Source organism: Enterobacter sp. BIDMC109, from assembly GCF_001037885.1.
GTDB lineage: Bacteria > Pseudomonadota > Gammaproteobacteria > Enterobacterales > Enterobacteriaceae > Enterobacter > Enterobacter hormaechei_C.
Genome location: NZ_KQ090002.1, coordinates 1,997,186 through 2,020,653, shown reverse-complemented (window position 1 = coordinate 2,020,653; position 23,468 = coordinate 1,997,186). Strand labels below are relative to the sequence as shown.

The window sequence follows — 23,468 nt, the reverse complement described above, 5'->3', positions numbered from 1 at the left end:
GAGAAATAAGGTTTTAATTCAATAAATGGCCTGAATATGAAAAAATCCTGTATCGGACAAATTTAATCTTAAAAACAGTAATGACTACACTGCTACAGGAATGGCGAATAAATGACTACGCGTTTTTCGATAAACGGGAGGAAGAATCTCTCTGAAGATATTCATCATGACAATGAGTGATGGGCTGATATGAAGGGGATATTCGGAAATAACCAGGCTGTAAAACTATCAACCCTGAGAGCGGGCGCTTATGCGGTTAATGGATGTTAACCATAATCACGTAGCGCCCTGAGCTCTTTTTAGTGCTTTTCAATATACATTGTACGGCTGTACGCAACATCCTCTGGGTTATTTATCGGATAACCTTTAACCCATGGCTTGATGAGACGGCCATTGGTGTACTGATAAATAGGGGCAATCGGTGCTTTCTCGGTGAGGATCTTCTCGGCCATGTTGTAGTCGGCATTACGCGCTTTTTCAGTAGTTTCGAGCGTCGCCTGATGAATAATCTTATCGTAAGCAGGATCGTTGAATCGTGAGATATTCCCGCTGTGGGAGGAGGTCAGCAGCGACAGGAATGTCGACGGCTCATTGTAGTCCCCTACCCACGATGCACGGATGACGTCAAAATTCCCGGTATTGCGGCTGTCGATGTAGGTTTTCCACTCCTGATTCTGCAACTTAACGTCAACACCCAGATTTTTCTTCCACATGGATGCGACGGCAATCGCAATTTTCTGATGGTTTTCAGACGTGTTGTACAGCAGCGTTAATTTTAGCGGCCGCTGAGGGCCATAGCCTGCCGCCTGCAACAACGTTTTCGCCTGCGCATTCAGCTCCTGCTGCGTCATCTGCTCAAATGGCGAGGCTTCCGGCGTAAAACCCGCAGTGACATCGGGAGTAAAATGCCAGGCCGGTTTCTCGCCGGTCCCCAGGACTTTTTCCGCCATAATACGTCTGTCGATAGTCATGCTGAGCGCGAGACGTACGCGGGCATCCGCGGTTGGGCCTTTTTGCGTGTTAAACGCGTAGTAATAGGTCCCAAGCTGTGGCGGTGTATATACCTGACCCGGAATATCTTTAAGCAGCTTCTGGTACATGTTTTTCGGAAACGATTCTGTAATATCGATATCGCCCGCCAGATAGCGTTTGGTCGCTGAGGACTCCTGGTTGATCGGCACAAAGGTGACTTTTTTAAGCACCGTCCTGGCGTTATCCCAGTAATGAGAGTTCGGCTCAACCACCAGTTTTTCATTCACCACGCGATCTTTCAGCACATACGCACCGTTGCCAATGAGCGCGCCAGGGCGCGTCCATTCCTTACCGCTTTCCACATTGGCCTTTTGAACAGGATAAAACGCGAAATTAGCCGTCAGATTGCTGAACCAGGGCAGCGGTTTGTCCAGCTGCACGCGCAGCGTTTTAGCATCCACCGCCGTCACGCCGAGGGTATCCGGAGCAGCTTTGCCGTCGATAATGGCCTGGGCATTGTTAATGCCCGCCAGCGCCGCAAACCAGGCGAAAGGTGACGTTGTTTTAGGATCAACCAGACGACGCCAGCTATAGACAAAATCTTGTGCCGTCACCGGGGTTCCGTCAGACCACTTAGCGTTATCCCGCAACGTGAACGTCCAGACGCGGTTGTCATTGCTCTGCCAGCGCGTCGCCACGCCGGGAACTAACTCCCCTTTTTCGTTCTGATTTACCAGCCCTTCATAGAGGTCGCGGATCACCTGTATCTCGGGCAACCCCACCGCTTTTGCCGGATCGAGCGAAGCGGGCTCATCTTTAATATGTCGAACCAGCTCCTGCTTTTGCGCCAGAACCGTTCCTTCGGGAACCTCCGCGGCATATGAAAGTGAAGAAAGCCCGCACAGCCACAGCGCAGTACAAAGAAGCGAAACAGGATGCTTCATACGATCCCCTTAATGATGTCAGGTAACAGGCAGATGCGTAATTATTTGTTTCGAAACGGAGAAATGCAAATGCTTCCTCCGGAAAGTTGATGTCAGGCAATTTTCCACACACACGGAAACTATTTGATTAAGCGCGGCTTTTGCACAACACTGCCAGAAGTGACTTTATGATCAGGGTTTACTATGGCAACTACCCGACCAAGAACGGAACGCGGCGCCTTCCCGCCCGGGACTGAACATTATGGACGCTCGTTTTTAGGCGCGCCGCTGATCTGGTTTCCGGCACCCGAGGCCGATCGCAATAGCGGCTTAATCATTGCGGGCACGCATGGCGATGAAAACTCGTCTGTCGTGACGCTCTCGTGCGCGCTACGTACGCTGGCCCCCGATTTACGACGTCATCATGTGATTTTGACCGTCAATCCGGACGGTTGTCAGCTTGGATTACGGGCGAATGCACGCGGCGTTGACCTGAACAGGAACTTCCCGGCGGCAAACTGGCGCGCCGGTGAAACGGTGTATCGCTGGAACAGTTCGGCGCAGGAGCGAGATGTTGTCCTGCTCACGGGAGACAAACCCGGTTCCGAACCGGAGACTCAGGCATTGTGCCAGCTTATTCATAAGATCCACCCGGCCTGGGTTATCTCTTTCCACGATCCCCTCGCCTGTATTGAAGATCCTCGTCATACGGCGCTCGGACAGTGGCTGGCGGATGCGTTTGCTCTACCTCTGGTGAGCAGCGTTGGCTATGAAACACCCGGGTCGTTTGGCAGCTGGTGCGCGGACCTCAGCCTTCACTGTATCACCGCTGAGTTTCCGCCCATCTCCTCGGATGAAGCGAGCGAAAAATACCTGCGGGCGATGACAGATCTCCTGCGCTGGCAGCCTCAAAGATGAAGTACACCGGAGGTAAAATTCAGGGCGGGTGATACGTCAACCGCCAGCCAGGTTGGGCCGTCAAGATCGGCAAAACGCACGCTGTTCACCAGCGGGAGCGCAGCGCCGATCGCTCTTGACGTGCACAACATGCAGCCCAGCATCAGAACAAAGCCTTGCGCCTGGGCATCTTGTGCCAGTGCCAGGGCTTCGGTTAATCCACCTGTTTTATCCAGCTTAATGTTCACCATTTCGTAGCGTCCCTTGAGAGCTGACAGGCTCTCAAGGGTATGACAGCTTTCATCTGCACAGACGGGAAGCGGATGAATAAAATTCGCCAGGGCGGCATCGTCTTCTGCCGGGAGGGGTTGCTCCAGCATGGCGACGCCCAGATCGGCAAGCAGCTGACAACGGGCTGCCAGCCCTTCGCTATGCCATGATTCGTTCGCATCGACGATAAGAGTGGCATCAGGCACCGCCGCACGAATGGCGACCATGCGTTCGCTAATCAGACGATCGTCGAGCTTCACCTTTAATAATGTTGCACCGGTGGCATACAACGCCTGAGCGCTGGCGGCCATTTGCTCTGGTTCACCGATGACCACCGTTTGCGCGGTGACGATCGATTGCGGCAGCGTAACGTCCAGCAGCGCAGGCAGCGGTTTTTGTTGTTTCGCCGCTTCCAGACTCCAGAGTGCGCAGTCAATCGCGTTGCGTGCCGCGCCGGCCGGCAACCGAAGCTGAAGAGCCTCGCGCGTCAGACCCGCCTGCAACTCGGGCACCACCGTCATAATTTGCGCCATGACTGACGCCAGGCTTTCTCCGTAGCGAGGATAAGGGGTACATTCCCCCACGCCTTTTACGCCGTCCTCTTCACATTCAACCACGACCACACAGACCTCATTACGGCTGCCGCGCGAGATCACAAACGGGGTGTGCAATGGCCAGGCTTCTTCATAGACCTTAACGCTTCTCATCACTGACTCCTTGCAGGCCGGAAAGGCAGAAAATTGGTTTGCCGTGCTAACTGCGGATGACATACACTAGCCACGACGTTAACTATTTGTAAACAGGAAGATATCTATGTCACAACTCGTTCATTTCCAGGGCAACCCGGTTGCTGTTGCAGGTTCCATCCCACAGTCTGGCAGCAAAGCACAGACTTTTACTCTGGTGGCTAAAGATCTGTCTGACGTCACGCTGAGCCAGTTTGCTGGCAAACGTAAAGTCCTGAACATTTTCCCAAGCATCGATACTGGCGTTTGTGCTGCATCAGTGCGTAAATTCAACCAGCTGGCGACCGAAATGGACAACACCGTAGTGCTGTGCATTTCTGCTGACCTGCCGTTTGCCCAGTCCCGCTTCTGCGGCGCTGAAGGCCTGAGCAATGTCATCACCCTTTCCACTCTGCGCAGCCCGGATTTCCTGGAAAAATACGGTGTTGCCATTTCCGAAGGCGCGCTGAAAGGTCTGGCTGCTCGTGCGGTGCTGGTGATCGACGAAAACGACAACGTTGTTTTCAGTGAGCTGGTTAACGAAATCACTACTGAACCGGATTACACCGCTGCACTTGAGGCGCTTAAAGCCTAAACGTAAAAAAGCCTCTGCAAAGAGGCTTTTTTATTTATTCGTCACCCTTCTTCTGATTTAACCCATACTCGCGCAGCTTATTCGCAATCGCGGTATGAGACACTCCAAGACGTTTAGCCAGCTTGCGCGTGCTCGGATAGCTGCGATAAAGCTGCGTTAACACCGAACGCTCGAAACGGCTGGTGATGTCATCCAGCGAGCCTTCCATTGCCTCTTCCCCTACCGAGACCGTCCCGGCATCGTAATCCGGCAACAGAATATCCTGAGGACGCAGTTCATACCCTTCATGCTGAGTTAATGCGCGATAGACCGCATTTTTAAGCTGACGAATATTGCCCGGCCAGCCGTAACGCGTCAGCACGGTGCCCAGGTCGGCAGAGAGCTTCGGACGCGGCACGCCCTGCTCGTCGGCAAAACGGGCCACGAACAGTTCTGTCAACGGCATGATGTCCTGCGGACAATCGCGCAGCGGCGGAATATTGAGCGTCAGAACGTTGAGACGATAGTAGAGATCTTCGCGGAATACCCCTTTCTGCACCAGCTCCACCAGGTTTTTCTGGGTGGCGCAGATGACGCGCACATCCACGTGTACTTCATGATCTTCCCCCACACGGCGGAACGTGCCGTCATTGAGAAAACGCAGCAGTTTCGCCTGCATGCGTGGCGACATTTCGCCAATCTCGTCCAGCAGCACCGAGCCGCCATTCGCCTGTTCAAAGAAGCCTTTTTTGCCTTCCGGCGCATGCCCGAACAGTTCACTTTCCACCGCATCTTCAGGAATAGACGCGCAGTTCAGCGCCAGATACGGTTTTGCCGCACGCGGGCTGGCCATGTGCACAGCATGCGCCAGCAGATCTTTCCCCGTACCGGTATCCCCGGTAATCAGCAGCGGCGCCGTAAGATTTGCCAGCTTGCGCGCCTGGTCGATTACATGACGCATCTTCGGGCTCACCGCAATAATCTGGCTGAATGCGCCGACGTCCTGGCTGGAAAGATTCTGTAACTGGCGTCCCATGCGCACCGTGGAGCGCAGCATGATCACCGCGCCGGTGAGCACCCGCGCGGCATTTTCCCCTTTCAGGTAGACCGGCGTGATCTCCATCAGGAAATTCTGTCCGTTGATAACGACATGCTCGCTATGGGTATTTTGCGGGTTGCTGTCCAGCCAGCGCTGGAAATTAAAACCGGTAATCAGTTGCGTGGCGTGGTGCCCGATAAGTTTTTCCTGAGTCTGCGCAAACAGCTGGCAGCTGGCCTGGTTAACGCGCTCGACTTTATTTTTCAGATCGAGAGAGAGAAACGGCTCCGGCATTGCTTCCAGCAGCGCGCTCAGCGCAAGATGTTCCCGCTCGGACGGCATCCAGGGGATGGTGCGTACATCCGTAACGCCAGCGATACGGCGGATTTCCGCCATCAGGCTACTGAAGGTATTAAATTCAATTTCGGCAAAATTGAGGTAAATTCGCCCGACAGGGTCGATCTCTATGCCACGTAAATCAATGCTACGTAAAACAAGAAGATCGAGTAACTCGCGGGTCAGACCGAGACGGTCCTCACAAAAGACTTCCAGACGCATGGGAAATTCACCGTTTAAGCCAATAACAATAAAATGATATGTCAGATAACGGTATTCGGGAAGGTGGCTGTCAACAAATATTGACAGCCCGCACGATTAGTAAACAAAACCTCACTGAGCAGGTTTTTTATTGAGCGTCTCTTTAAGCTGGCCAATCAATTCGCGACGGAAATCCCCCAGCCGCGGCTTATCGCCATCGATCCAGGGGAGTGGACGACAAACTTCCATCGCTTTGATGCCCAGGCGTGCCGTCAGCAGACCGGCACCAATCCCCTGCGCCGCCCGGGCAGAGAGACGGGCCGCAAGATCCTGCGACATCCAGTCCATCCCGACCTCCCGTACCAGTTCGCTTGCCCCGGCGAAGGCGATATTCAGCAATACCAGTTTGAACAGGCGCAGCCGACTGTAATAGCCAAGCTCAATGCCATACAGTCTGGCGATGCGGTTGATCAGGCGCAGGTTGCGCCAGGCGATAAAGGCCATGTCCACCATCGCCAGCGGACTGACGGCGATCATCAGGGTAGATTCCGCCGCCGAGCGGCTGATCTCACGACGAGCCTGCGCATCCAGCACCGGCTGAACAATGTGGGCATAGAGCGTGACCACTTCCTGGTCATTCTGGGTTTCGTGGATCGCCGCATACCAGCGCTGAAGCGCCGGGTGAGAGTGATCAATCCCGGCCTGAGCCGCAAGCTTTTCACAAAAAGCACGCCCTTTTCCTGTGCCGTGACTGTGCAGCAGATCCCGCGCTTCATCGCGTTCGTGGGCACGCTGACGCAAACGCCATAGGCGACGCCACTCGGTGACGACTGAGCCAACGCCCGCACCAACAATCAACGCCCCGGCGGCGCATCCCCCCAGCGCCACCCAGTCCTGCGTTTGCCAGGCATTGACGCCCCACTGCACGCCCTGACCGATTACGCTCACACCAAAAAGGGCTAACCCGGCGGTCACCATCTTGCGCCACAGGCTGCGTTTCGGGCGCAGTGCCGCATCAACAACCGCTTCCGCCTGCCCCTCTTCAACCATCGGTTCGTCTGCCAGCACGGGAGCAAAGTTGTCGGCCTGCGGCCCGCTGAAGGTTTGCGCCGTTTTAAACGCCTCATGCGGGGACTGCTCAAGCTGGCCGGTAAAATCAATGCGTGGTTTTAACGGTTCCGTCATCGCAATTTATCTCCAATTAAAAACTCCAGCGCGGCATCCAGACGGATATGCGGCAATGGCTGGTCAACGTTCATGCTCTGCGGACGGAAGGCTTCGAACTGAAAACCCTGGCTTTGCCAGAAAGCCTGGCCCGGCAGACGCGCCGGAACTTCCCCCGGATAGACCGTGAGCGGCTCCCCGTCGCTGAGACGGTTGCCCCGCAGGGCCGGAATTTTCTCGCCATTCAGGTCAATCAACCCACTCTGCGTTGCCTGTACGGACGCCAGCCCCAGACAGTCCATGCTGATCCCTTCGAAGGCCGCATTCTGCCAGGCATCCTGCACCAGCTGTTGCAGCAGGGATACCATGTTGGCGTGCTGATCGACCGTCACATGGTCAGCTTTTGTGGCGGCAAACAGCAGCTTGTCGATGACCGGCGAGAACAAACGGCGAAACAGCGTACGCTGGCCATAATGAAAGCTTTGCATCAGCTGCGTAAGCGCCAGCCGCATATCATTAAACGCCTGCGGCCCGCTGTTAAGCGGTTGCAGGCAGTCCACCAGCACGATCTGGCGGTCAAAGCGTAAAAAGTGATTTTTATAAAAGCCCTTAACCACCTTTTCACAGTAATAATTGTATCGCTCGCGGAGCATACCGGCGTTGGTGGTCTTGTCCGCCTGCGCCAGTTTCGATTCGCCGATGCTGTCAACGTCCGGCCACGGGAAAAACTGAAGCGCGGGAGCGCCGGCTAAATCGCCCGGCAGAACAAAACGGCCCGGCTGAATAAAATGCAACCCCTCCTGCTTGCATTGATGCAGGTAATCCGTCCAGGCTTCAGCTATGACGGCCAGACGGTTTTCATCCGCCGGTGCCAGCGGGTCCAGCCCTTCGCAAAGCTGGCGCCATTTGGTCGACCACGCTGCCCGCTGCCCCTGCAACAGACCGGTCATCTGTCGGGACCAGCTCAGGTAATCCTGCGCCAGCATCGGTAAATCGAGCAACCATTCGCCCGGATAATCCACAATTTCGAGATAGAGCGTGGACGTTTCTTTGAAGTGACGCATCAGGGATTCATTCGAGCGGAAACGAAGCGCAAGCCGGATTTCGCTCACGCCACGCGTCGGGGTGGGCCAGGCGGGAGGCTCCCCGTATAACTGCGCCAGACCTTCATCATAGGTGAAACGGGGGATGCCAAAATCACGTTGCGGTACGCGTTTTACCCCCAGCAACCGCTCCTCGCGCACCGCGCTAAGCAGTGGCAGGCGCGCCCCTGCATGCAGGTTCAACAGCTGATTGACCATCGCCGTAATGAATGCTGTCTTACCGCTGCGGCTCAGCCCCGTCACGGCAAGACGCAGATGGCGATCAACGCCACGGTTCACCAGAGAATTGAATTCGTTTTTAAGTCGCTTCATCGCAGTCCTTCATTGCCTGGAACCCTGAAAAAAGTCACTTCAGAATACAGTAAATTGGGGCAGATCGTTGATTATCAATTCTTAATTATTGCTATTGCCGTTTTCTCTCCAGTAAGATGGGCGCAATTGCTGTCCGTCTGGAGTGAGTAAGGTGTATGTCACCCACCATCTATGATATTGCCCGCGTTGCTGGCGTTTCGAAATCAACCGTGTCGCGCGTTCTGAATAAACAAACGAATATTTCTCCTGAAGCGCGCGAAAAGGTGTTGAAGGCGATAGAAGAATTAAATTATCAACCGAATAAACTTGCCCGCGCACTCACCTCTTCTGGCTTCGACGCCATTATGGTTATTTCGACCCGTTCAACCAAAACCACCGCAGGAAATCCGTTTTTCTCTGATGTACTGCATGCCATAACGGCAAAAGCAGAAGAAGAAGGTTTTGATGTTATTTTACAAACGTCCAAAAGCAGCGAAGATGATCTGCAAAAATGCGTGGGTAAAATAAAGCAGAAGATGATCAAGGGGATCATCATGCTAAGCTCGCCGGCGAACGAGTCTTTTTTCGCGACGCTGGACGAATATGGCGTGCCCGTGGTTGTTATTGGTAAAGTGGAAGGTAATTACCAGAATATCTATTCTGTCGACACGGATAATTTCCGTGACAGCGCCATATTAACCGACTCATTTATCAATCATGGTCGCACTAAAATTGCCTGCCTGCATGCCCCGCTCGATTATCACGTTTCTATCGATCGCCTGGCGGGCTATAAATCGAGCCTTGAGAAGCAGGGTATTGCAATTAACCCGGACTGGGTTATTGATGGCGGATACACCCATGAAAGCGCGCTTCAGGCGGCCTGTCAGCTACTCTCTTCAGACAACCCGCCCGATGCGGTTTTTGCGACAGACAGTATGAAATTGCTGAGTCTTTATCGTGCCGCGGATGCGCTAAACCTGACGATCCCGGAACAGGTCGCAATGGCAGGATACAGCGACCCAATGCTATCTCTCATTTTAACCCCTGCGCCTGGCGGCTTTGATATCCCCACCAGAAAGCTGGGCGAAGAGAGCTGCGATGTGTTGTTCAGGTGCATAGCGGGTAAACCTGCCCCGCATAAGATATTGGTTGAAACGCATTTTTCAGATGCGGCTTCATTACGCTAAAAACCAGGGGCAAACGCCCCTGGTGAAGTGTTATCAAAACGCGTAATTCACGCCGATACCGGCATAGTGGAAGCGGTCACTTTCCCCTTCGTCATGGTTTTCCCATTCGTAGGCATATTCCAGCGTCATGGATAAACCATTGTTAAAATCATAGGCGTACAGCATACCCAAACGGTTGAAATCATGTCCTTCACGCTCAGGATCGTCTTGCCAGTCCCAGTTTGACCAGCGATCGAGTCCCAGACGGGTATAAGGCGTTAGCGTCGTCTGACCCAATGAAATCGGCAGATAGGCGCGAATTTCCTGAGTGGAGAATTCACCGTTATTTCGTGAGCCGTCCATATTAAAACCGCGCTCTAAATAGTAATTAACTTTTGCCGAGACCGTTTCGTTAATTGTCCAGGTAAAACCGGTTTCGGTCTCGACGCGGCTGTCAGAATAGCCGGTTTTTTCCAGATCGTTGGCAAACTGATACATGGCAAACCAGCCGCCAAAACGCCAGTCGTCGGTTAGTTTAATATCCCAGTCAGGCTGAACTTTATAGCGCTGCATATTAGCACTACCGTCTTTAGCACCATGCTCATCCTTAAAGTGATAGCCATAATTACGGAAGCCACCGGTCAGGCCGAACGTAAAATCATCGGTGCCGATAAAACGATAGCGTAATTCTACTTCAGGACGATCGAAATAGGTGCCGCGCGTCATGCTACTGTAATCGACCGGCCCTTCCTGATACATAGCCAGCGAAATGGTCCAGGCATCCCATGTGGCATTAAACCACACGGAGGGTTCATATAATCCATCTTTATCGTCAGCCTGACCTTCGACGTTTTCAATTTCATACATGGCGCCAATATTAAATTCCCACTGTTTGGCTGATTCTGTTGCTTGCGCGCAGCTCACCCCTGCGCACAGAACGAGCGCAGCACTTCTTAGTAGAGTACTCATTAAAATATTCCTTTATAATTAACACACAAAAAACCGGAAACTTTCATTTCCGGCGAACACCTTTCTTATCTAATAGCTGTTTCAGTATCAGCGTCGAAGAAATGGCACTTATTCATATCGAACTGGATGCCGATATTCTCTCCGGCAACATAATCATCCGCCGCTCCCGCACGGACAACCAGTTCATGCCCACCCACGGTGGCATAAAGCATAAATTCAGCCCCGGTCAGCTCAGCAACGCTGATCTTCGCCGTGATGTTTTCACCGCTTCGCTGTGCGGTGAGAATGTCTTCCGGACGGATCCCAAAGACAACCGCTTTACGCTGGTAACCTTGCGCATTCAGTACGGCCAGCTTGTCCTCCGGGATCTCCAGGCGCAGCGTTTCCGTCACAAAGTAGCGGTCGTCGATCGCGCCACGAATGAAGTTCATCGCAGGCGAACCAATAAACCCTGCAACGAACATATTCGCCGGCTCGTTGTAGACCTGCTTCGGCGCGCCCACCTGCTGAATGATGCCGTCCTTTAAAATCACGATGCGGGTCGCCATCGTCATGGCTTCCGTCTGATCGTGCGTCACGTAAATCATGGTGGTGTTAAGCTTCTGGTGCAGCTTGCTGATTTCAGCGCGCATCTGCACACGAAGTTTGGCATCGAGGTTGGATAAAGGCTCATCCATCAGGAAGACCCCCGCTTCGCGCACTATCGCCCTGCCTAACGCCACGCGCTGGCGCTGACCGCCGGACAACGCGCCAGGTTTACGCTGGAGATAGTCGCGCAAGCCCAGGATCTGTGCCGCCCAGCTAACGCGTTCTTCAATGACGGAGGGCGCAATTTTTTGCATTTTCAGGCCAAACGCCATGTTGTCGTAGACCGTCATATGCGGATAGAGCGCATAGTTCTGGAAGACCATCGCGATATCACGGGACTTTGCGGGAACATCATTCATGCAAACCCCGTCAATAATCAGTTCACCCGCGCTGATCTCCTCAAGGCCGGCAATCATTCGCAGCGTCGTGGATTTCCCACAGCCCGATGGACCGACGAAGACAATAAATTCTTTGTCTTCAATTTCGAGGTTGAAATCCTTCACCACGTGGACTTGGTTATCATAGATTTTCTGAATGTGTTTCAGAGACAGTTGAGCCATTATTAATTCCTTATCAATACGCCCGGGATGCCCAGAACGCCGTCAGGTGTTCCCAGGTCAGTTCCTGCGTTGAATGAAGTTGTAATCCCGCATGGTTCAGGCCAGGCCCAATCCCGACCGACAGCATTCCTGCGGCGTTAATCGCATCTACTCCTGCGGCGGCATCTTCGATACCAATGGCCTCTTCAGGACGCACGTTCAGTCCTTTACAGGCCGCAAGGAAGATTTCCGGGTCCGGCTTTGAGCGGCAAATGCGCGAAGCATCGGCGCAAAAATCGAAAGCCTGATGAATACCCAACGCGTGCAAAATCCCAGGAGCATTAAGCGATACGGATGCCAGGCCAATTTTGACCTTCGCGGCGCGAATATCCGCCAGCACGTCGCGAATACCCGGCAGCAGCGAATCCTGCGTCAGTGATGCCAGCGACTGGACGTAAAGCGCGTTTTTTTTCGTCGCCAGCGCCAGGCGCTGCTCGTCACTGAACATCCCCTCTTTCCCGCCATGTATCAGAATGCGCTGTAGGGAGTCCATACGGCTTATTCCCTTCAGCTGTTCGTTAAATACTTCGTCGAAGGTGATACCAATCTCCTCCGCCACGGCGCGCCAGGCCAGAAAGTGAAGATGCGCGGTATCGGTGATCACCCCGTCCAGATCGAATACAACAGCGTTAAGCGTCATGGCGCCCCTCCGTGGTAGCGGTCCCATTAACAGATGCAAGAAAGTCCTTACGCGCACAGACCTTTCGCCCTGATACGTGCAGCGCTTTACCCCACAGCGTCAACGTGACAGGTGCGGTAGTTTCAATGGTTAACTGGTCATCTTCACAGGTAATGTGCATCGTTGCGTTCCGCCACCGCAGCGGGAAGGCGAGTTTCTGCCAGTGAGCAGGCAGCTTCGGCGCAAGATGCAGCTCCCCTTCGCTAATGTGCAGGCCAGCAAATCCCTGAATGGCGCCCAACCAGATCGCACCGGTGGCGGCGGCATGAATACCATCATCACTGCTGTGCGGGTCGTCTCCCAGGTCAATGGCGATACCATCGCGCCAGAAGGCATACGCCCCGTCAGTGTCACCGCAGCGTGCGAGCACAATGCCGTGAATGGCTTTACTCAGGGATGAATCATGGATCGTGCGTGGCTCGTAGAACGCCAGATTGGCGGCACATTGCTGCGGCGTAAACCGTTCCGGCAGCAGGTAGTTAAGCATCACCACGTCGGCCTGCTTCAGGATCTGCATCTCGTTCACTTCCGCGCGAGAGTAATCAAGCAGAATGGTTTGCTTACCCGCTTTGGCTTTATAGCGGCTCAGATCGATGGCAGGTTTTGCCATGAAGGTATCATCCTGCGGGATCACACCCTCTGCGTCGGCCTCTGGCAGCCACAGGCGCGCCAGAAACGTCCCGGCATTCTCCGTAAAACGCGCATCTTCACGCCCAAACATCGCCATAAACTGACGCGCGCAGGCAACGTTGTGCCAGGCCAGATAGTTGGTGTAGGCGTTGTTGTTGACATGCTCGGTGTATTCATCCGGTCCGATCACGTCATGGATCTCAAGACGACCATTAATTTCCGTCGCGCGTCCCATCCAGAACGAAGCGGTTTCCATCAGCAGCGTCAGGCCCTCATTGCGCATAAAGGCATCGTCGTGTGTTGCCTGCCAGTAAGCGACAACGGCCCAGGCAATATCTGCCACGATGTGGTGTTCAGCGAGTGCGGAGGCGATCTTCTGGCGAACCCCGGTGCGGATGTTAATGGCCGCGAATTCTGGCGTCTCTTCCTGTCCGCTGGCGGCGCTTTCCCACGGGAACAACGCGCCCGGCCAACCGTTACGGCGTGCTTTTTCACGCGCGCCCGAAAGATTGAGCCAGCGATAGCGCAGCAGACTGCGGGCAATCTGTGGACGGGTAAACAGATGGAACGGCAGCAGGAAAATTTCGGTATCCCAGAAGACGTGTCCCTTATACCCCTCACCCGTCAGCCCTTTCGCCGCAATACTGCTTCGCTCATCATGAGCAGGCGTCATTGTCGTCAGATGCCAGACGGCGTAATCCAGCGCCAGCTGATCCTGCTGTTCTGCACACGTCACTTCCACCCGAGCATCACGCCAGACCGCTTCCCAGGCGTACGCTGAGCTTTCAAGCAACGCATCGTAGCCTCTTGCCGCGCAGACTTTGAGATCGGCCAGCGCGTTGCGGGCGAAAGACTCCTGCGAGAGCGATTTATCGCAGCGATGCGTCAGCCAGACGATTTTTTCAAGCGTGACAGTGTCACCTTGCAAGATAGTCAGAGAATGATGAACGCTGAGGCGACGATTTTTGGCAGTGAAACAGCTATCGCTCTTAGCGGAGAGCTGACAAAACGCCGAAACAACAACTTCAGACGCCCGGTCCTGCGTTTCATACACACCCTGCATGTAGTGCTGGTCAAAGACCCTTACCGAGATTTCATCCAGATGCTGCCTGCCGCTGTTTGTTTGTGTCGCATCTATGCCGGTTTTCAGCACGACCTGAGCGGCGCCATCAAGCGGTGTGATCGAGAGCTGCATAGCCACTAAGGGCAACTGGTCCAGCGAAACAAAACGACGGCTCTCGAGGTGATAGCGTTTTCCGTCCGGCGAACGCCAGACAACGTTACGATGCAGTTCGCCGTTAGCAAAGGCCAGCTCGCGTTGCCACTCAAGAATTTCGCCTGAAAGGAGCGTGAAATTGACGCCGTCCAGCTCAATATCAATCCCGGTGACATCCGGCAGATTGATCAGCTCAGTGGTTTCGTTGCGTCCCGCGCGATGATACAGCCCCGCAAGGTACATGCCTCTGGTCTGCTGGGTGTAATCTTCTTCATGCGTGGCGCGCATGCCCATGTAGCCATTGCCGCAGGCCATAATGGACGCGTACTTATTCAGGCTATGCGGGCAAAAGCCCGGATCGGTTAATACAGACTGGTTCAGCATAACGTCACGCTTTCCCCTGTTTCCGCGGCTTCATATAACGCCGCGACTAATTGCTGGATCACCAGCCCCTGCTCCGCATCGGCAATCATGACCGGCTCGCCCATTACGTGGCGAACAAACGCGTCCATACTGCGCAGATGTCTCCGATCGTCAGCTTCTTCACGCTGGGTCAGCGTCTGCAAAACACCGGCTTCGTCGTTATAAATGTGTGCCGGGAACAGCGTTGCACCCGCCTTCTCACCGCAGAAAGAGACGTTCATGATCGACTGCTCGCAGATATTAAGCGCAAAAGAGGTGTCCAGACGCAGAATGCCACCGTTGCAGAACTCAATCGTGCCAAACAGGGCATCTTCCACGGTAAACTGCGCAGGATCCCATTCGCCAAACTGGCCGGTGTGTTTCCGGTTCCCCAGTCTCTGGAAGCTGTGCGCGGTTACCCGCTTCACGGCCGGGAAGCCCAGCACATACATCGCGGCATCCAGCATATGAATGCCGATATCGATCAGCGGCCCGCCGCCCTGAAGCGATTTATTGGTGAACACGCCCCACCCCGGCACACCGCAACGACGCAGCGCCTGCGCGGAGGTGAAGTAAATTTCACCGAGCGTTCCGTTCATAACCGCATCGCGCAGGAGCTGGGTATCCAGGGCAAAGCGATGGTGAAAATCGTACGCGAGGACTTTTCCAGCCTTGCGCGCCGCGAGACGCATCTCATCCGCCTGGTGCGGCGTCATCGCCGGCGGCTTTTCACACATCACATGACAGCCTGCTTCGAGAGCCGCCATCACATGTTCAAAATGGAACCGGTTAGGCGAACAGACGCTCACCACATCCGGTTTTACTTCCTGCAACATCTCGTGAGCGTCCTGCCATGCCGATGGAATAGCATAACGTTCCGCGAACGCCTGTGCCTGCTCAAGGCGGCTGTCCATGACAGCCACCATTTGAACATCACTGCGCGTGGCGTAATACGAGGCATGCACTTTGTCCGCAACCTGCCCGGCGCCAATGATGGCGACGCGCAGAGGCAAAGGTGTAGAAGCACTCATCACGCTAGTCATCCTTAGCATTCACGCAAGTAAGTGAGAGAGTCCTTATAGGCCTGAGCCGGATCGTCGGCACGCACCCGGCACTCGTACACGACGTAACCCTGATAGTTATCGGCACGCAGCTGATCGAACAGGCTGGCGAAATCGAGGCTGCCGCTGCCCGGCTGATAGCGGTGGTTATCAGCAATGTGCACATGACCCAGCAGGTCGCGGTTCTGATGCAGCGCTTCCGTCAGGGAGTCTTCTTCAATATTCATGTGGTAGAAATCACCGATGATCTGCACGTGCTTCAGGCCATTCTCTTCGATATAACGACGCGCGTCGGCCAGAGTGTTGATCATATGATCCTGATAGCGGTTCAGCGGCTCCAGGTAGACGGTAGTACCGGTGCGCGCTGCAACCTCATCCAGCCAGCGCAGAGAAGCGCTGACCGCTTTGCGATCGCCGTCCAGACTACGTGGCGAAGTCATTGGCGGCAGACGGAAGGTAAACATCCCCCAGGCAGCCGGGACGATAATCCCCTTACCGCCCACTTCTGCCAGCGCTTCCAGGATGCGTTCAATCTGCTGTAGACCGTTCAGGCGGCGTTCTTCGATGAAATCCCCGATCCAGCCATCGTAACCGCCACAGGCCGTCGTGACTGGCAGGCCGGTGGCTTTGATAGCCGCTTTTACTTCGTCGAGGTTTTCCACCAGCAGTCGGCCATCGATTTCGTAGCCATCAAATCCCATCGCTTTGATGTATTCGAATTTTTCCATGATAGCGGTCGGGAAAAAGGCCTGGTTTTGTGTTGCGATATTCATGATTTGCTGTCCTTAGCTTAAAAAGTGACGCCCATTTTGATACTGAGTTCCGGGTGCTGATCGACATACTTCATATAGCTTTCCGGGCTGGTGGTGAAGGTGACGACCGGGTCGATCAGATCTTCGCAACTGAGATAACCGTTCATCAGCAATTCCCAGCAGGTCTCTTCAATACGCTTGCGGCTCCAGCGCGGATAATCCGGGTTGGGTTCACTGCATGCGCGGGAGAAGACAATTTTGGCGTTATTGAAGTGTGCTTCGCGACCAAGGTTGAAGCCCGCCGCGAACGGCTTGGCGAAAGCCACATAGGAGATGGTGCCGCCGTAGGCGAGACCGCGCAGCGCAGATTGCAGCGCATCTGCGAATCCGCTGGTTTCGATGATCACATCTGCGCCCTGCTTACCGGTCAGTTTCTTAATTTCCAGACCGACATCGGTACCGATTGGGTTCAGGCAGTGGTCTGCACCGTGACGGCGGGCGATCTCACAGCGATGTTCGATAGGATCGACACCAATAACCACTGACGCGCCGGCTTTTTTCGCCAGCTGAATCGCAATCTGACCAATCGCGCCCAGCCCCACAACCACGACGAAATCCCCTACGCGGACGTTAGCATCACGCACGCCGCTCATGGCGAATTGCGCCGGATCGTAACAAACGGCGTTTTTCCAGGATGCGCCCTGCGGCATTTTGCGCAGCTTATAGTTGTTCACCGCGTTAACGATGACCGTTTCCTGCAACGGGCCGTAGCAGCAGACGCTGTCGCCGATGTGGTATTCCGTCACGTCCGCACCACATTCGATGATGTCGCCGACGATCATGTTCCCCAGCTGGAATTTTCCAAATTCGATGCCGCGCGCTGCACTTTCTTCACGCGGGGTAAACATTTGCCACTCAGCGTTGAACTCTTCATCGATGAACGGGCTTGCCGCGCGGAAATCCACGACTTCGGTGCCGTGTTTCGGGGCGCCATAACGGGCACGAATCTTCACCTCGTGTGCTGCAACAGGACGATCTTCGTATTCCACCAGCGCCGCTACACGAGGCGCTGTTGCAACTAATTTTTTCATGACTGACTCCTTGTTAAAATCGGCCGCCTCAGCCCTTCACGCCGCCGGCGGTCAAACCACTTTTAATGAAACGTTCAGACAGGGCATACATAATGACGACCGGAAGTGCCGTTACCAGCGATGCAGCCATCATGCGACCCCAGATGTAATCTGGCGTACTGAAGAGCGTGTTCAGCCCGACCGGCAACGTGAAGTTGCTGGCGCTGGACAGGAAAATGGAGGCGAACAGATAGTCATTCCACGCCACCATGAAGCAGTAGACAAAGACCGACACCAGACCCGAGATCGCCAGCGGCACGGTGATGCGAAAGATGATTTGCAGGCGGTTCAGGCCGTCCATCATCGCGGCTTTTTCGATTTCGTCCGGGATGGTGTCGAAATAGCTGCGCAGCATAAAGACCGCGGTAGGCAACGTCTGCGTCACCATGGTGATGATCAGCGCCAGTTCGGTGTCATAAATGCCGAGCGCGGTGATGATTTTGAACAGCGGCACCACCAGCAGGATCCCGGAGAACATATAGACGGTGTAGAAGCTTGCATTGATCGTCGTGCGCCCTTTAAAGCGCAGTTTGGATAACGCATACGCGCCCAGCGTGCCGAGAAACACCGCAATGACCGAGGAGGTCAGCGACACCACCATGCTGTTACGGAAGTAATCCACAAACGGGAAAATCAGCGGGTTAAAAATGTCGATGTAGTGCTGTAGCGTCCACTCCTGCGGCAGAATGGTCGGGTGCAGCGAGATCGCCTCTTTCGCGCTTTTGAACGACGTCATCAACATCACGAAAAACGGAAACAGCGTGATAATCAGAAATAGCGCCAGTCCCAGATAAAAACCGATACGGCCCAGAGCGCGTTTATTTGTTGCCATTGAGGTTTACCCTTTTTCTGGTCAGCAGAATGACCGCGAAGATGATCACAAACAGCACAACGGAAATGGCGGCTGCTTTACCCAGGTCATTGAACGCAAAGGCGGTTTTGTAGAGATATACGCCCAGAATGTCGACCTTGGTGGTGAGCAGATACACATCCGCAAACATGTAGAACATCCAGATGGTTCGCAACGTGACCACCGTGGCCAGCACCGGCATGATGGCGGGCAACGTCACGATACGAAAACGCTGCCAGGCATTTGCTCCGTCCATCTCTGCCGCTTCGTACAATGATTTATCAATGGTCTGTAAAATCGCGAGGAACGAGATAAAGGCGTACGGGAAGTAACGCCAGATGGCGAACAGCACAACCAGCACAAAACTGCTGCCAGGATTATCGAACCACAGCGGCGCCTGATCGTAGAGATGCAGCAGATCAACGCCCAGATAGTTCACAATCCCGTAGCCGTTGTTGAACATGTATTTCCAGGCAAATACCAGTGAAATAGACGGCGTCACGTAGGACAGGATCACCAGTGAACGAGCCGTTTTCCGCATGCGGAATTCACGGTTAAAGAAGATCGCTACGGCCAGTCCCAGCCCGGTGCTGCCGAGCACGACCAGCGCCGTATACCAGAACGTCATCCACAGGGAGTGCCAGAACGCAGCATCGCCCAGAATGCGAATGTAGTTATCAAGGCCGACAAACACCGCATCAATACTCGGGTTCAGCGGTAAACGTAAAAAACTGATTTCAATGTTGGAAATCATTGGCCAGGCCACCAGGCCCCCCAGCAAAATCAGGCTGGGGGCCAACAGCAGCATGGCGAAAGGCATATCTGAACGACCAGAAAACAACGTCTTCATAATTCCCTTCGCAAAGCGCTCCTATCGTTGTGATATCAGGTCAGTCAGTTTCTTCTGGCTGTTGCTTAACGTCGCACTGAGATCTTTTTGTCCCACCGTCACGTTATGCACCATGGAACTGATAATGCCGGACCCGGTAACATCTCCCATGCGGGTAAAGTTTTTGTCGCCTACGGCGCCAAATACCTGGACGTTCGGGAACTGCGCAATCAGCTCGTAAGGCAGCTGACCAAAGGCTTTGATCACGTCGTTGTTTTTCCAGCTCTCAGTGCCCACCACGAGTTTGTTCACCGGCAGCGCCGCACCAGGGGACATCATCACCCAGTCAGACGCGTTTTGAGCCTGCTCCATCCAGGTCACAAACTTTTCTGCCGCCTGCGTTTCCTCTTCGGTCTGGCCGGTCGTGATCGTCAACGAGGTGATCATGCCGTACACGGCTGATGATTTTTCCGTCGGGACCACGAACCCCAGGTTGGCCGGATTGCCATCTTTGTAGACCGCGGGCAGGATATAGGTGGAGTAAACGGCCATAGGCGCAGAGCCGTTCATGAAGGCGTCTTTGATCTCCATGACATCATTGGAGCCCGGCATGGTGTTCGCGGCCATTGCCCGATAAACGCCAGCGCTTTCGACATTTCAGGGGTATCGATTTTCACGTTGCCGTTTGCATCAAAGACGTTGGCTCCGCCTGACAACGCAAACTGCGAGAAGGCCTGCTCCGTCATGACGCTTTCTGCGGTTGGAAGCGCGATACCGTAATGTTTTTTCGCCGGTTCGTTGAGCGCCTGACTGGCTTTCAGCAGTTGCTCCCAGTTGTGCGGTTCTTCGATTCCCGCTGCCGCGAGCGCATCTTTGTGATACCAGACGCCGGACAGCCACGCGCTAACCGGCACCCCCGTCCATGCCTTGCCGTCTTCGGTGCGAACAACGCGTAAAATACCGTCGTAAAAGGTATCTTCACCGACGGCTTTAATCGCGTTGCCGATCGCGTCACGGTCCAGCAGTTGCTCTTTATCCATGACTTTGGCGTAGTCATGGCTGACTTCAATCACTTCCGGCAGCGCGCCGGTACGGGCCAACGTAATGACCTTGGTGTTATAGGCATCTTCCTCAACGGGGACCTGTTTCACCGTAATAGTCGGGTTTTCTTTCTCGAATTTTTCGATCAGTTTCGTAATAACTGCCTGACGCTCCTGTTCTACCGACGAGTGCATAAACTCAATGGTGACCTGAGATGCTTTATCGTCCTTACAGCCTGATAACAGGGCGCACGAAACCAGTGCTGATAACAGCACAATTTTGGGCATTTTCATTTTAGGGTCCTTTTTAGTTTTCTTTAATCCACATTACCTGCCATGGATTGAGGGTCAGTTCCGTACCGCTAATATCTTGTCCTGAGAGTAATTCCCTACCAAAGAGCGTTTGTCCATAAACGGTCTGCATTTTATTGCTAAAATTAAATAATGCTGTCATTCGCTCGCCATTTTCAGCAACACGAACAATTTTAAGAATATGTTCACCGATTGCGTCAAAAATAGCCTGACTATCCGGATGGAACGCACGCTCGCCGCGACGAATAGCAATAAGCTCACTCAAACGAGAATAAATCTGATAACGTATACTCTTATTATTATTAAGCTCCCGATCAACCTGACCTGCGGTGTATTTCTTCCTGTTTATCGCGCGATTATATCCGAGACGTTCGACACCTTCATAATCGTTACGCGAACCAAGAATGCTTTGAATATATACAGCCGGTACGCCAGGAAAACTTAACAACACAGCATGCGCCAGGATGAACCGCGCAATGCGCTCATCATCTGAGCTGTCTCGCAAACTCAACGCATCAAGATAGGTGACATTAATTTCATAGGGGCTTCGCGTTCCGTCAGGATTATTTTTCCAGTTGACCAGCGCGCCTTCCTGCTGAAGCTTTTCGACCAGCGAGAGGATCTCTGATTCCGGAAGGATGCCGCGTAACGGGTTCAATCCGATACCATCATGTGAAGCCAGGAAATTAAACCAAGTGGTGTAAGTTGAAGGCAGCGCCAGCGAGCCCGCCCACTGGCACAAGGCTTTAACATCCTGACGATGAACGGCGTGCAGCACCAGCGGCGGTAAGGAAAACTGATAGACCATCTGGGCTTCATTTTCACCATCACCGAAGTAAGAGATATTGTCTTTGTGGGGAACATTTGTCTCAGTGATGATCACCGTTCCAGGCGCCACGGCGTCCATAATGGCGCGGAACAGCTGGATAAGGCAATGGGTTTGTTCCAGATGGATACAGGTGGTTCCCGGGATCTTCCACATAAACCCGACCGCATCCAGACGGATATAACGCGCCCCTTCCATGAGGTAATGGAGCAGAACGTCAACCATGGCAATCAGCACCTGCGGCGAGGCGAAATTGAGATCGATCTGGTCATCGCTGAATGTGGTCCACAGATGACGAACGCTGCCATCATTAAGCGTAAACGGCGTCAGCAGCGGTAATGCGCGGGGACGCGTCACCGCCGATAAATCGGTTTCGGGATCGACAGAAATAAAGAAATCTTCGTAGCCCGGCTTCTGCGCCAGATAATTAGCAAACCATTCGCTTTTCGCTGACATATGGTTGCAAACGAAGTCAAACATTAAGCTGGCAGACTGTTTTAATTCCGCGACATCTCGCCAGGTTCCGGTTTCAGGTGCAACTTCGTGATAATCAATAACGGAAAATCCATCATCCGACGACCACGGATAAAACGGTAACAGATGGACATGAGAAAACGTGCGAGAAAGCCATTCATTATAGAAACGGGTAAATACCGGCAACGCTTTCTCCCCTTTCGCGGAAAACTGATCGGCATAGGTAATCAGCACAACGTCTTTTTCATCCCAGCCTGACTTACGCTTTTCCGTAATATTAACCGCCGCCTTTTCAAGCTTAGTTAATAACACGTTAAGGTGTGCATCTGAAAATGATTCACCGTAAATATGATTGATAAGTTTTTTAATTTTTGCGTTCACATTATTTTCCATGGTAGCGGTCCCACGGATTGGCAATCTACTCCCATGTAAAATATCTGTCAACGGACCCGGGGGCAGAAAGCAGCAATCTCAGCGCAGCGCAACGCATTATTGTGAGCTGCCGCAAAGAAAGCAGAAAAGCAGAAGAAACGCAGAAGGGAAAGTCATGCCCCTTCTCTGGGCGAGAAAGGGCTTATGCGGGAGGAACTAGCGTGACAGGTAGCGCCGGGAAACGCGTTTTGCCAGCTTCTGTAACAGCGGCTCCAGAGCGACCGCCAGCATCATTCTGACCGGCTTGCGGGCAACAGACTTGATCGCCCAACCCGCCACACCGGCCGGGCCATAACGTAACGCCGTCATCAGAACCAGTTTACCTGCGATTTTCAGGCCGGGTTTTACCTTCTGACCGGCCTGTTGCCAGTTTTGTTTCATGTAAGTTCTCTCTTAAAGCTGACGAAAACGACTTCTCAGCGTAAAGGTATCGGAGGTGACATAACGTTCCATCTCGCGCAATCGCTTCTCCCCTGCGCTCAGCTGTTCATCCACCGCGTTCAGGAGCTCGCTGCTGGTTGGCGTGTTCTCCGCATCCAGCTCACCTTCCGGCATAGGATCGAGTACAAACGACAGGATGATGTATGCCACCAGTGTAATAAAGGCCAGGCCGAAGAAAATCGACAATACGGTGACCACACGCACCAGTTTTACCGGAACATCCAGATAGTGCGCCAGCCCGGCGCAAACGCCCCGAACCATGCCCTGCTGTGGGATCCGCCACAGTTTTTTATTCAGATTCAGTCCAGCCATTACCGTTCCCTCCAGTTCGGGTGTTCCGCGTCCAGGATCGCTTCCAGCGCCTGAATACGTTCGCGCATTTTATTTGCCTCGGCAGAGAGCTGCGCCAGCCGCTGTTGTTCACTCTGCGACAGCTCACCGCGTGAAGAGCGGTTGCTGTAGTGCAGCCATAACCAGATGGGCAGAACAAACAGCACGAAAATGGTCAGGGGTATAGCCAGAAAAAGCGCGCTCATGTGTACTCCTTGTCTTACGATGCGGCACGCTCAGGTGCCGC

21 protein-coding genes and 1 pseudogene are annotated in these 23,468 nt (G+C 53.7%); 3 read left to right on the top strand and 19 right to left on the bottom strand.

From position 1 onward, the window contains the following. Window positions 1-299: 299 nt before the first annotated feature. Window positions 300-1,916 (bottom strand): peptide ABC transporter substrate-binding protein, encoded by a 1,617-nt coding sequence (locus SK62_RS09615; protein WP_033486876.1) that lies wholly within the window; start codon window positions 1,914-1,916, stop codon window positions 300-302. 183 nt (window positions 1,917-2,099) lie between these two features. Here SK62_RS09615 and mpaA point away from each other — a divergent pair, with 183 nt between their 5' ends. Next, the gene (gene mpaA, locus SK62_RS09610; protein ID WP_023303816.1) at window positions 2,100-2,813 is read left to right on the top strand and encodes a murein tripeptide amidase MpaA; all 714 of its coding nucleotides are present in this window, start codon (window positions 2,100-2,102) and stop codon (window positions 2,811-2,813) included. On the opposite strand, the gene ycjG is transcribed toward mpaA, so the two are convergent. Further along, on the bottom strand, window positions 2,804-3,769 hold the full coding sequence (ycjG, locus tag SK62_RS09605) for an L-Ala-D/L-Glu epimerase (protein WP_047719513.1): 966 nt from the start codon (window positions 3,767-3,769) through the stop codon (window positions 2,804-2,806). The genes mpaA and ycjG overlap by 10 nt on opposite strands. A gap of 106 nt (window positions 3,770-3,875) precedes the next feature. On the opposite strand from ycjG, the gene tpx reads away from it, so the two are divergent. Continuing rightward, window positions 3,876-4,382, top strand: coding sequence for a thiol peroxidase (gene tpx / locus SK62_RS09600; protein WP_047719512.1), 507 nt, complete (start codon window positions 3,876-3,878; stop codon window positions 4,380-4,382). Window positions 4,383-4,416: 34 nt separating this feature from the next. Here the strand turns inward: tpx and tyrR are convergent, their stop codons facing one another. The 3 genes from tyrR to SK62_RS09585 all read right to left on the bottom strand — a co-directional run bounded on the left by tyrR (window position 4,417) and on the right by SK62_RS09585 (window position 8,516). Next, a complete protein-coding gene (tyrR, locus tag SK62_RS09595; RefSeq protein WP_047731562.1) occupies window positions 4,417-5,958 on the bottom strand; it encodes a transcriptional regulator TyrR in 1,542 nt (513 codons plus the stop codon). 111 nt (window positions 5,959-6,069) lie between these two features. Further along, entirely contained in the window at window positions 6,070-7,122 is a 1,053-nt protein-coding gene (locus tag SK62_RS09590) for a YcjF family protein (RefSeq protein ID WP_032669702.1), read from the bottom strand. Continuing rightward, window positions 7,119-8,516: a YcjX family GTP-binding protein gene (locus tag SK62_RS09585; protein ID WP_047719510.1), complete on the bottom strand. Its 1,398-nt coding sequence runs from the start codon at window positions 8,514-8,516 to the stop codon at window positions 7,119-7,121. The genes SK62_RS09590 and SK62_RS09585 overlap by 4 nt, the downstream gene beginning before the upstream one ends. A 155-nt stretch (window positions 8,517-8,671) precedes the next feature. Between SK62_RS09585 and SK62_RS09580 the strand changes: the two genes are divergently transcribed. Beyond that, window positions 8,672-9,682, top strand: a complete 1,011-nt coding sequence (locus SK62_RS09580) for a LacI family DNA-binding transcriptional regulator (protein ID WP_023303820.1) — start codon at window positions 8,672-8,674, stop codon at window positions 9,680-9,682. A 33-nt stretch (window positions 9,683-9,715) separates the two neighbouring features. Here SK62_RS09580 and SK62_RS09575 read toward each other — a convergent pair whose 3' ends face one another. From SK62_RS09575 to pspB, 14 genes and pseudogenes are all read right to left on the bottom strand, one after another. Further along, the gene (locus SK62_RS09575) at window positions 9,716-10,630 is read right to left on the bottom strand and encodes an OmpG family monomeric porin (RefSeq protein WP_023303821.1); all 915 of its coding nucleotides are present in this window, start codon (window positions 10,628-10,630) and stop codon (window positions 9,716-9,718) included. Between the two features lie 65 nt (window positions 10,631-10,695). Continuing rightward, window positions 10,696-11,778, bottom strand: coding sequence for an ABC transporter ATP-binding protein (locus SK62_RS09570; protein ID WP_045329947.1), 1,083 nt, complete (start codon window positions 11,776-11,778; stop codon window positions 10,696-10,698). 13 nt (window positions 11,779-11,791) lie between these two features. Then, window positions 11,792-12,457 carry a beta-phosphoglucomutase gene (gene pgmB, locus SK62_RS09565; RefSeq protein ID WP_047719509.1) on the bottom strand — a complete coding sequence of 222 codons (666 nt, stop codon included), beginning with the start codon at window positions 12,455-12,457 and terminating at the stop codon, window positions 11,792-11,794. After that, a complete protein-coding gene (locus tag SK62_RS09560) occupies window positions 12,447-14,726 on the bottom strand; it encodes a glycoside hydrolase family 65 protein (protein ID WP_047719508.1) in 2,280 nt (759 codons plus the stop codon). The genes pgmB and SK62_RS09560 overlap by 11 nt, the downstream gene beginning before the upstream one ends. After that, entirely contained in the window at window positions 14,720-15,778 is a 1,059-nt protein-coding gene (locus tag SK62_RS09555) for a Gfo/Idh/MocA family protein (RefSeq protein WP_026080594.1), read from the bottom strand. The genes SK62_RS09560 and SK62_RS09555 overlap by 7 nt, the downstream gene beginning before the upstream one ends. A gap of 11 nt (window positions 15,779-15,789) precedes the next feature. Next, the gene (locus SK62_RS09550) at window positions 15,790-16,578 is read right to left on the bottom strand and encodes a sugar phosphate isomerase/epimerase family protein (protein WP_032103388.1); all 789 of its coding nucleotides are present in this window, start codon (window positions 16,576-16,578) and stop codon (window positions 15,790-15,792) included. Between the two features lie 17 nt (window positions 16,579-16,595). Then, window positions 16,596-17,648 carry a zinc-dependent alcohol dehydrogenase gene (locus SK62_RS09545; RefSeq protein WP_047719507.1) on the bottom strand — a complete coding sequence of 351 codons (1,053 nt, stop codon included), beginning with the start codon at window positions 17,646-17,648 and terminating at the stop codon, window positions 16,596-16,598. A 28-nt stretch (window positions 17,649-17,676) separates the two neighbouring features. Then, complete coding sequence (locus SK62_RS09540) at window positions 17,677-18,519, bottom strand: carbohydrate ABC transporter permease (protein ID WP_047719506.1); 843 nt, start codon at window positions 18,517-18,519, stop codon at window positions 17,677-17,679. After that, on the bottom strand, window positions 18,506-19,387 hold the full coding sequence (locus SK62_RS09535) for a carbohydrate ABC transporter permease (RefSeq protein WP_048249497.1): 882 nt from the start codon (window positions 19,385-19,387) through the stop codon (window positions 18,506-18,508). Before SK62_RS09535 ends, SK62_RS09540 begins: the two co-directional genes overlap by 14 nt. 21 nt (window positions 19,388-19,408) lie before the next feature. Further along, a pseudogene (locus SK62_RS09530) lies at window positions 19,409-20,700 on the bottom strand (ABC transporter substrate-binding protein). A gap of 13 nt (window positions 20,701-20,713) precedes the next feature. Continuing rightward, complete coding sequence (locus SK62_RS09525) at window positions 20,714-22,411, bottom strand: sugar phosphorylase (protein WP_047719505.1); 1,698 nt, start codon at window positions 22,409-22,411, stop codon at window positions 20,714-20,716. Between the two features lie 195 nt (window positions 22,412-22,606). Further along, a complete protein-coding gene (gene pspD, locus SK62_RS09520) occupies window positions 22,607-22,831 on the bottom strand; it encodes a phage shock protein PspD (RefSeq protein ID WP_003856857.1) in 225 nt (74 codons plus the stop codon). Window positions 22,832-22,843: 12 nt separating this feature from the next. After that, window positions 22,844-23,203, bottom strand: coding sequence for an envelope stress response membrane protein PspC (pspC, locus tag SK62_RS09515; RefSeq protein WP_047719504.1), 360 nt, complete (start codon window positions 23,201-23,203; stop codon window positions 22,844-22,846). Then, window positions 23,203-23,427 (bottom strand): envelope stress response membrane protein PspB, encoded by a 225-nt coding sequence (gene pspB / locus SK62_RS09510; RefSeq protein WP_003856853.1) that lies wholly within the window; start codon window positions 23,425-23,427, stop codon window positions 23,203-23,205. The genes pspC and pspB overlap by 1 nt, the downstream gene beginning before the upstream one ends. Window positions 23,428-23,468: the final 41 nt, after the last annotated feature.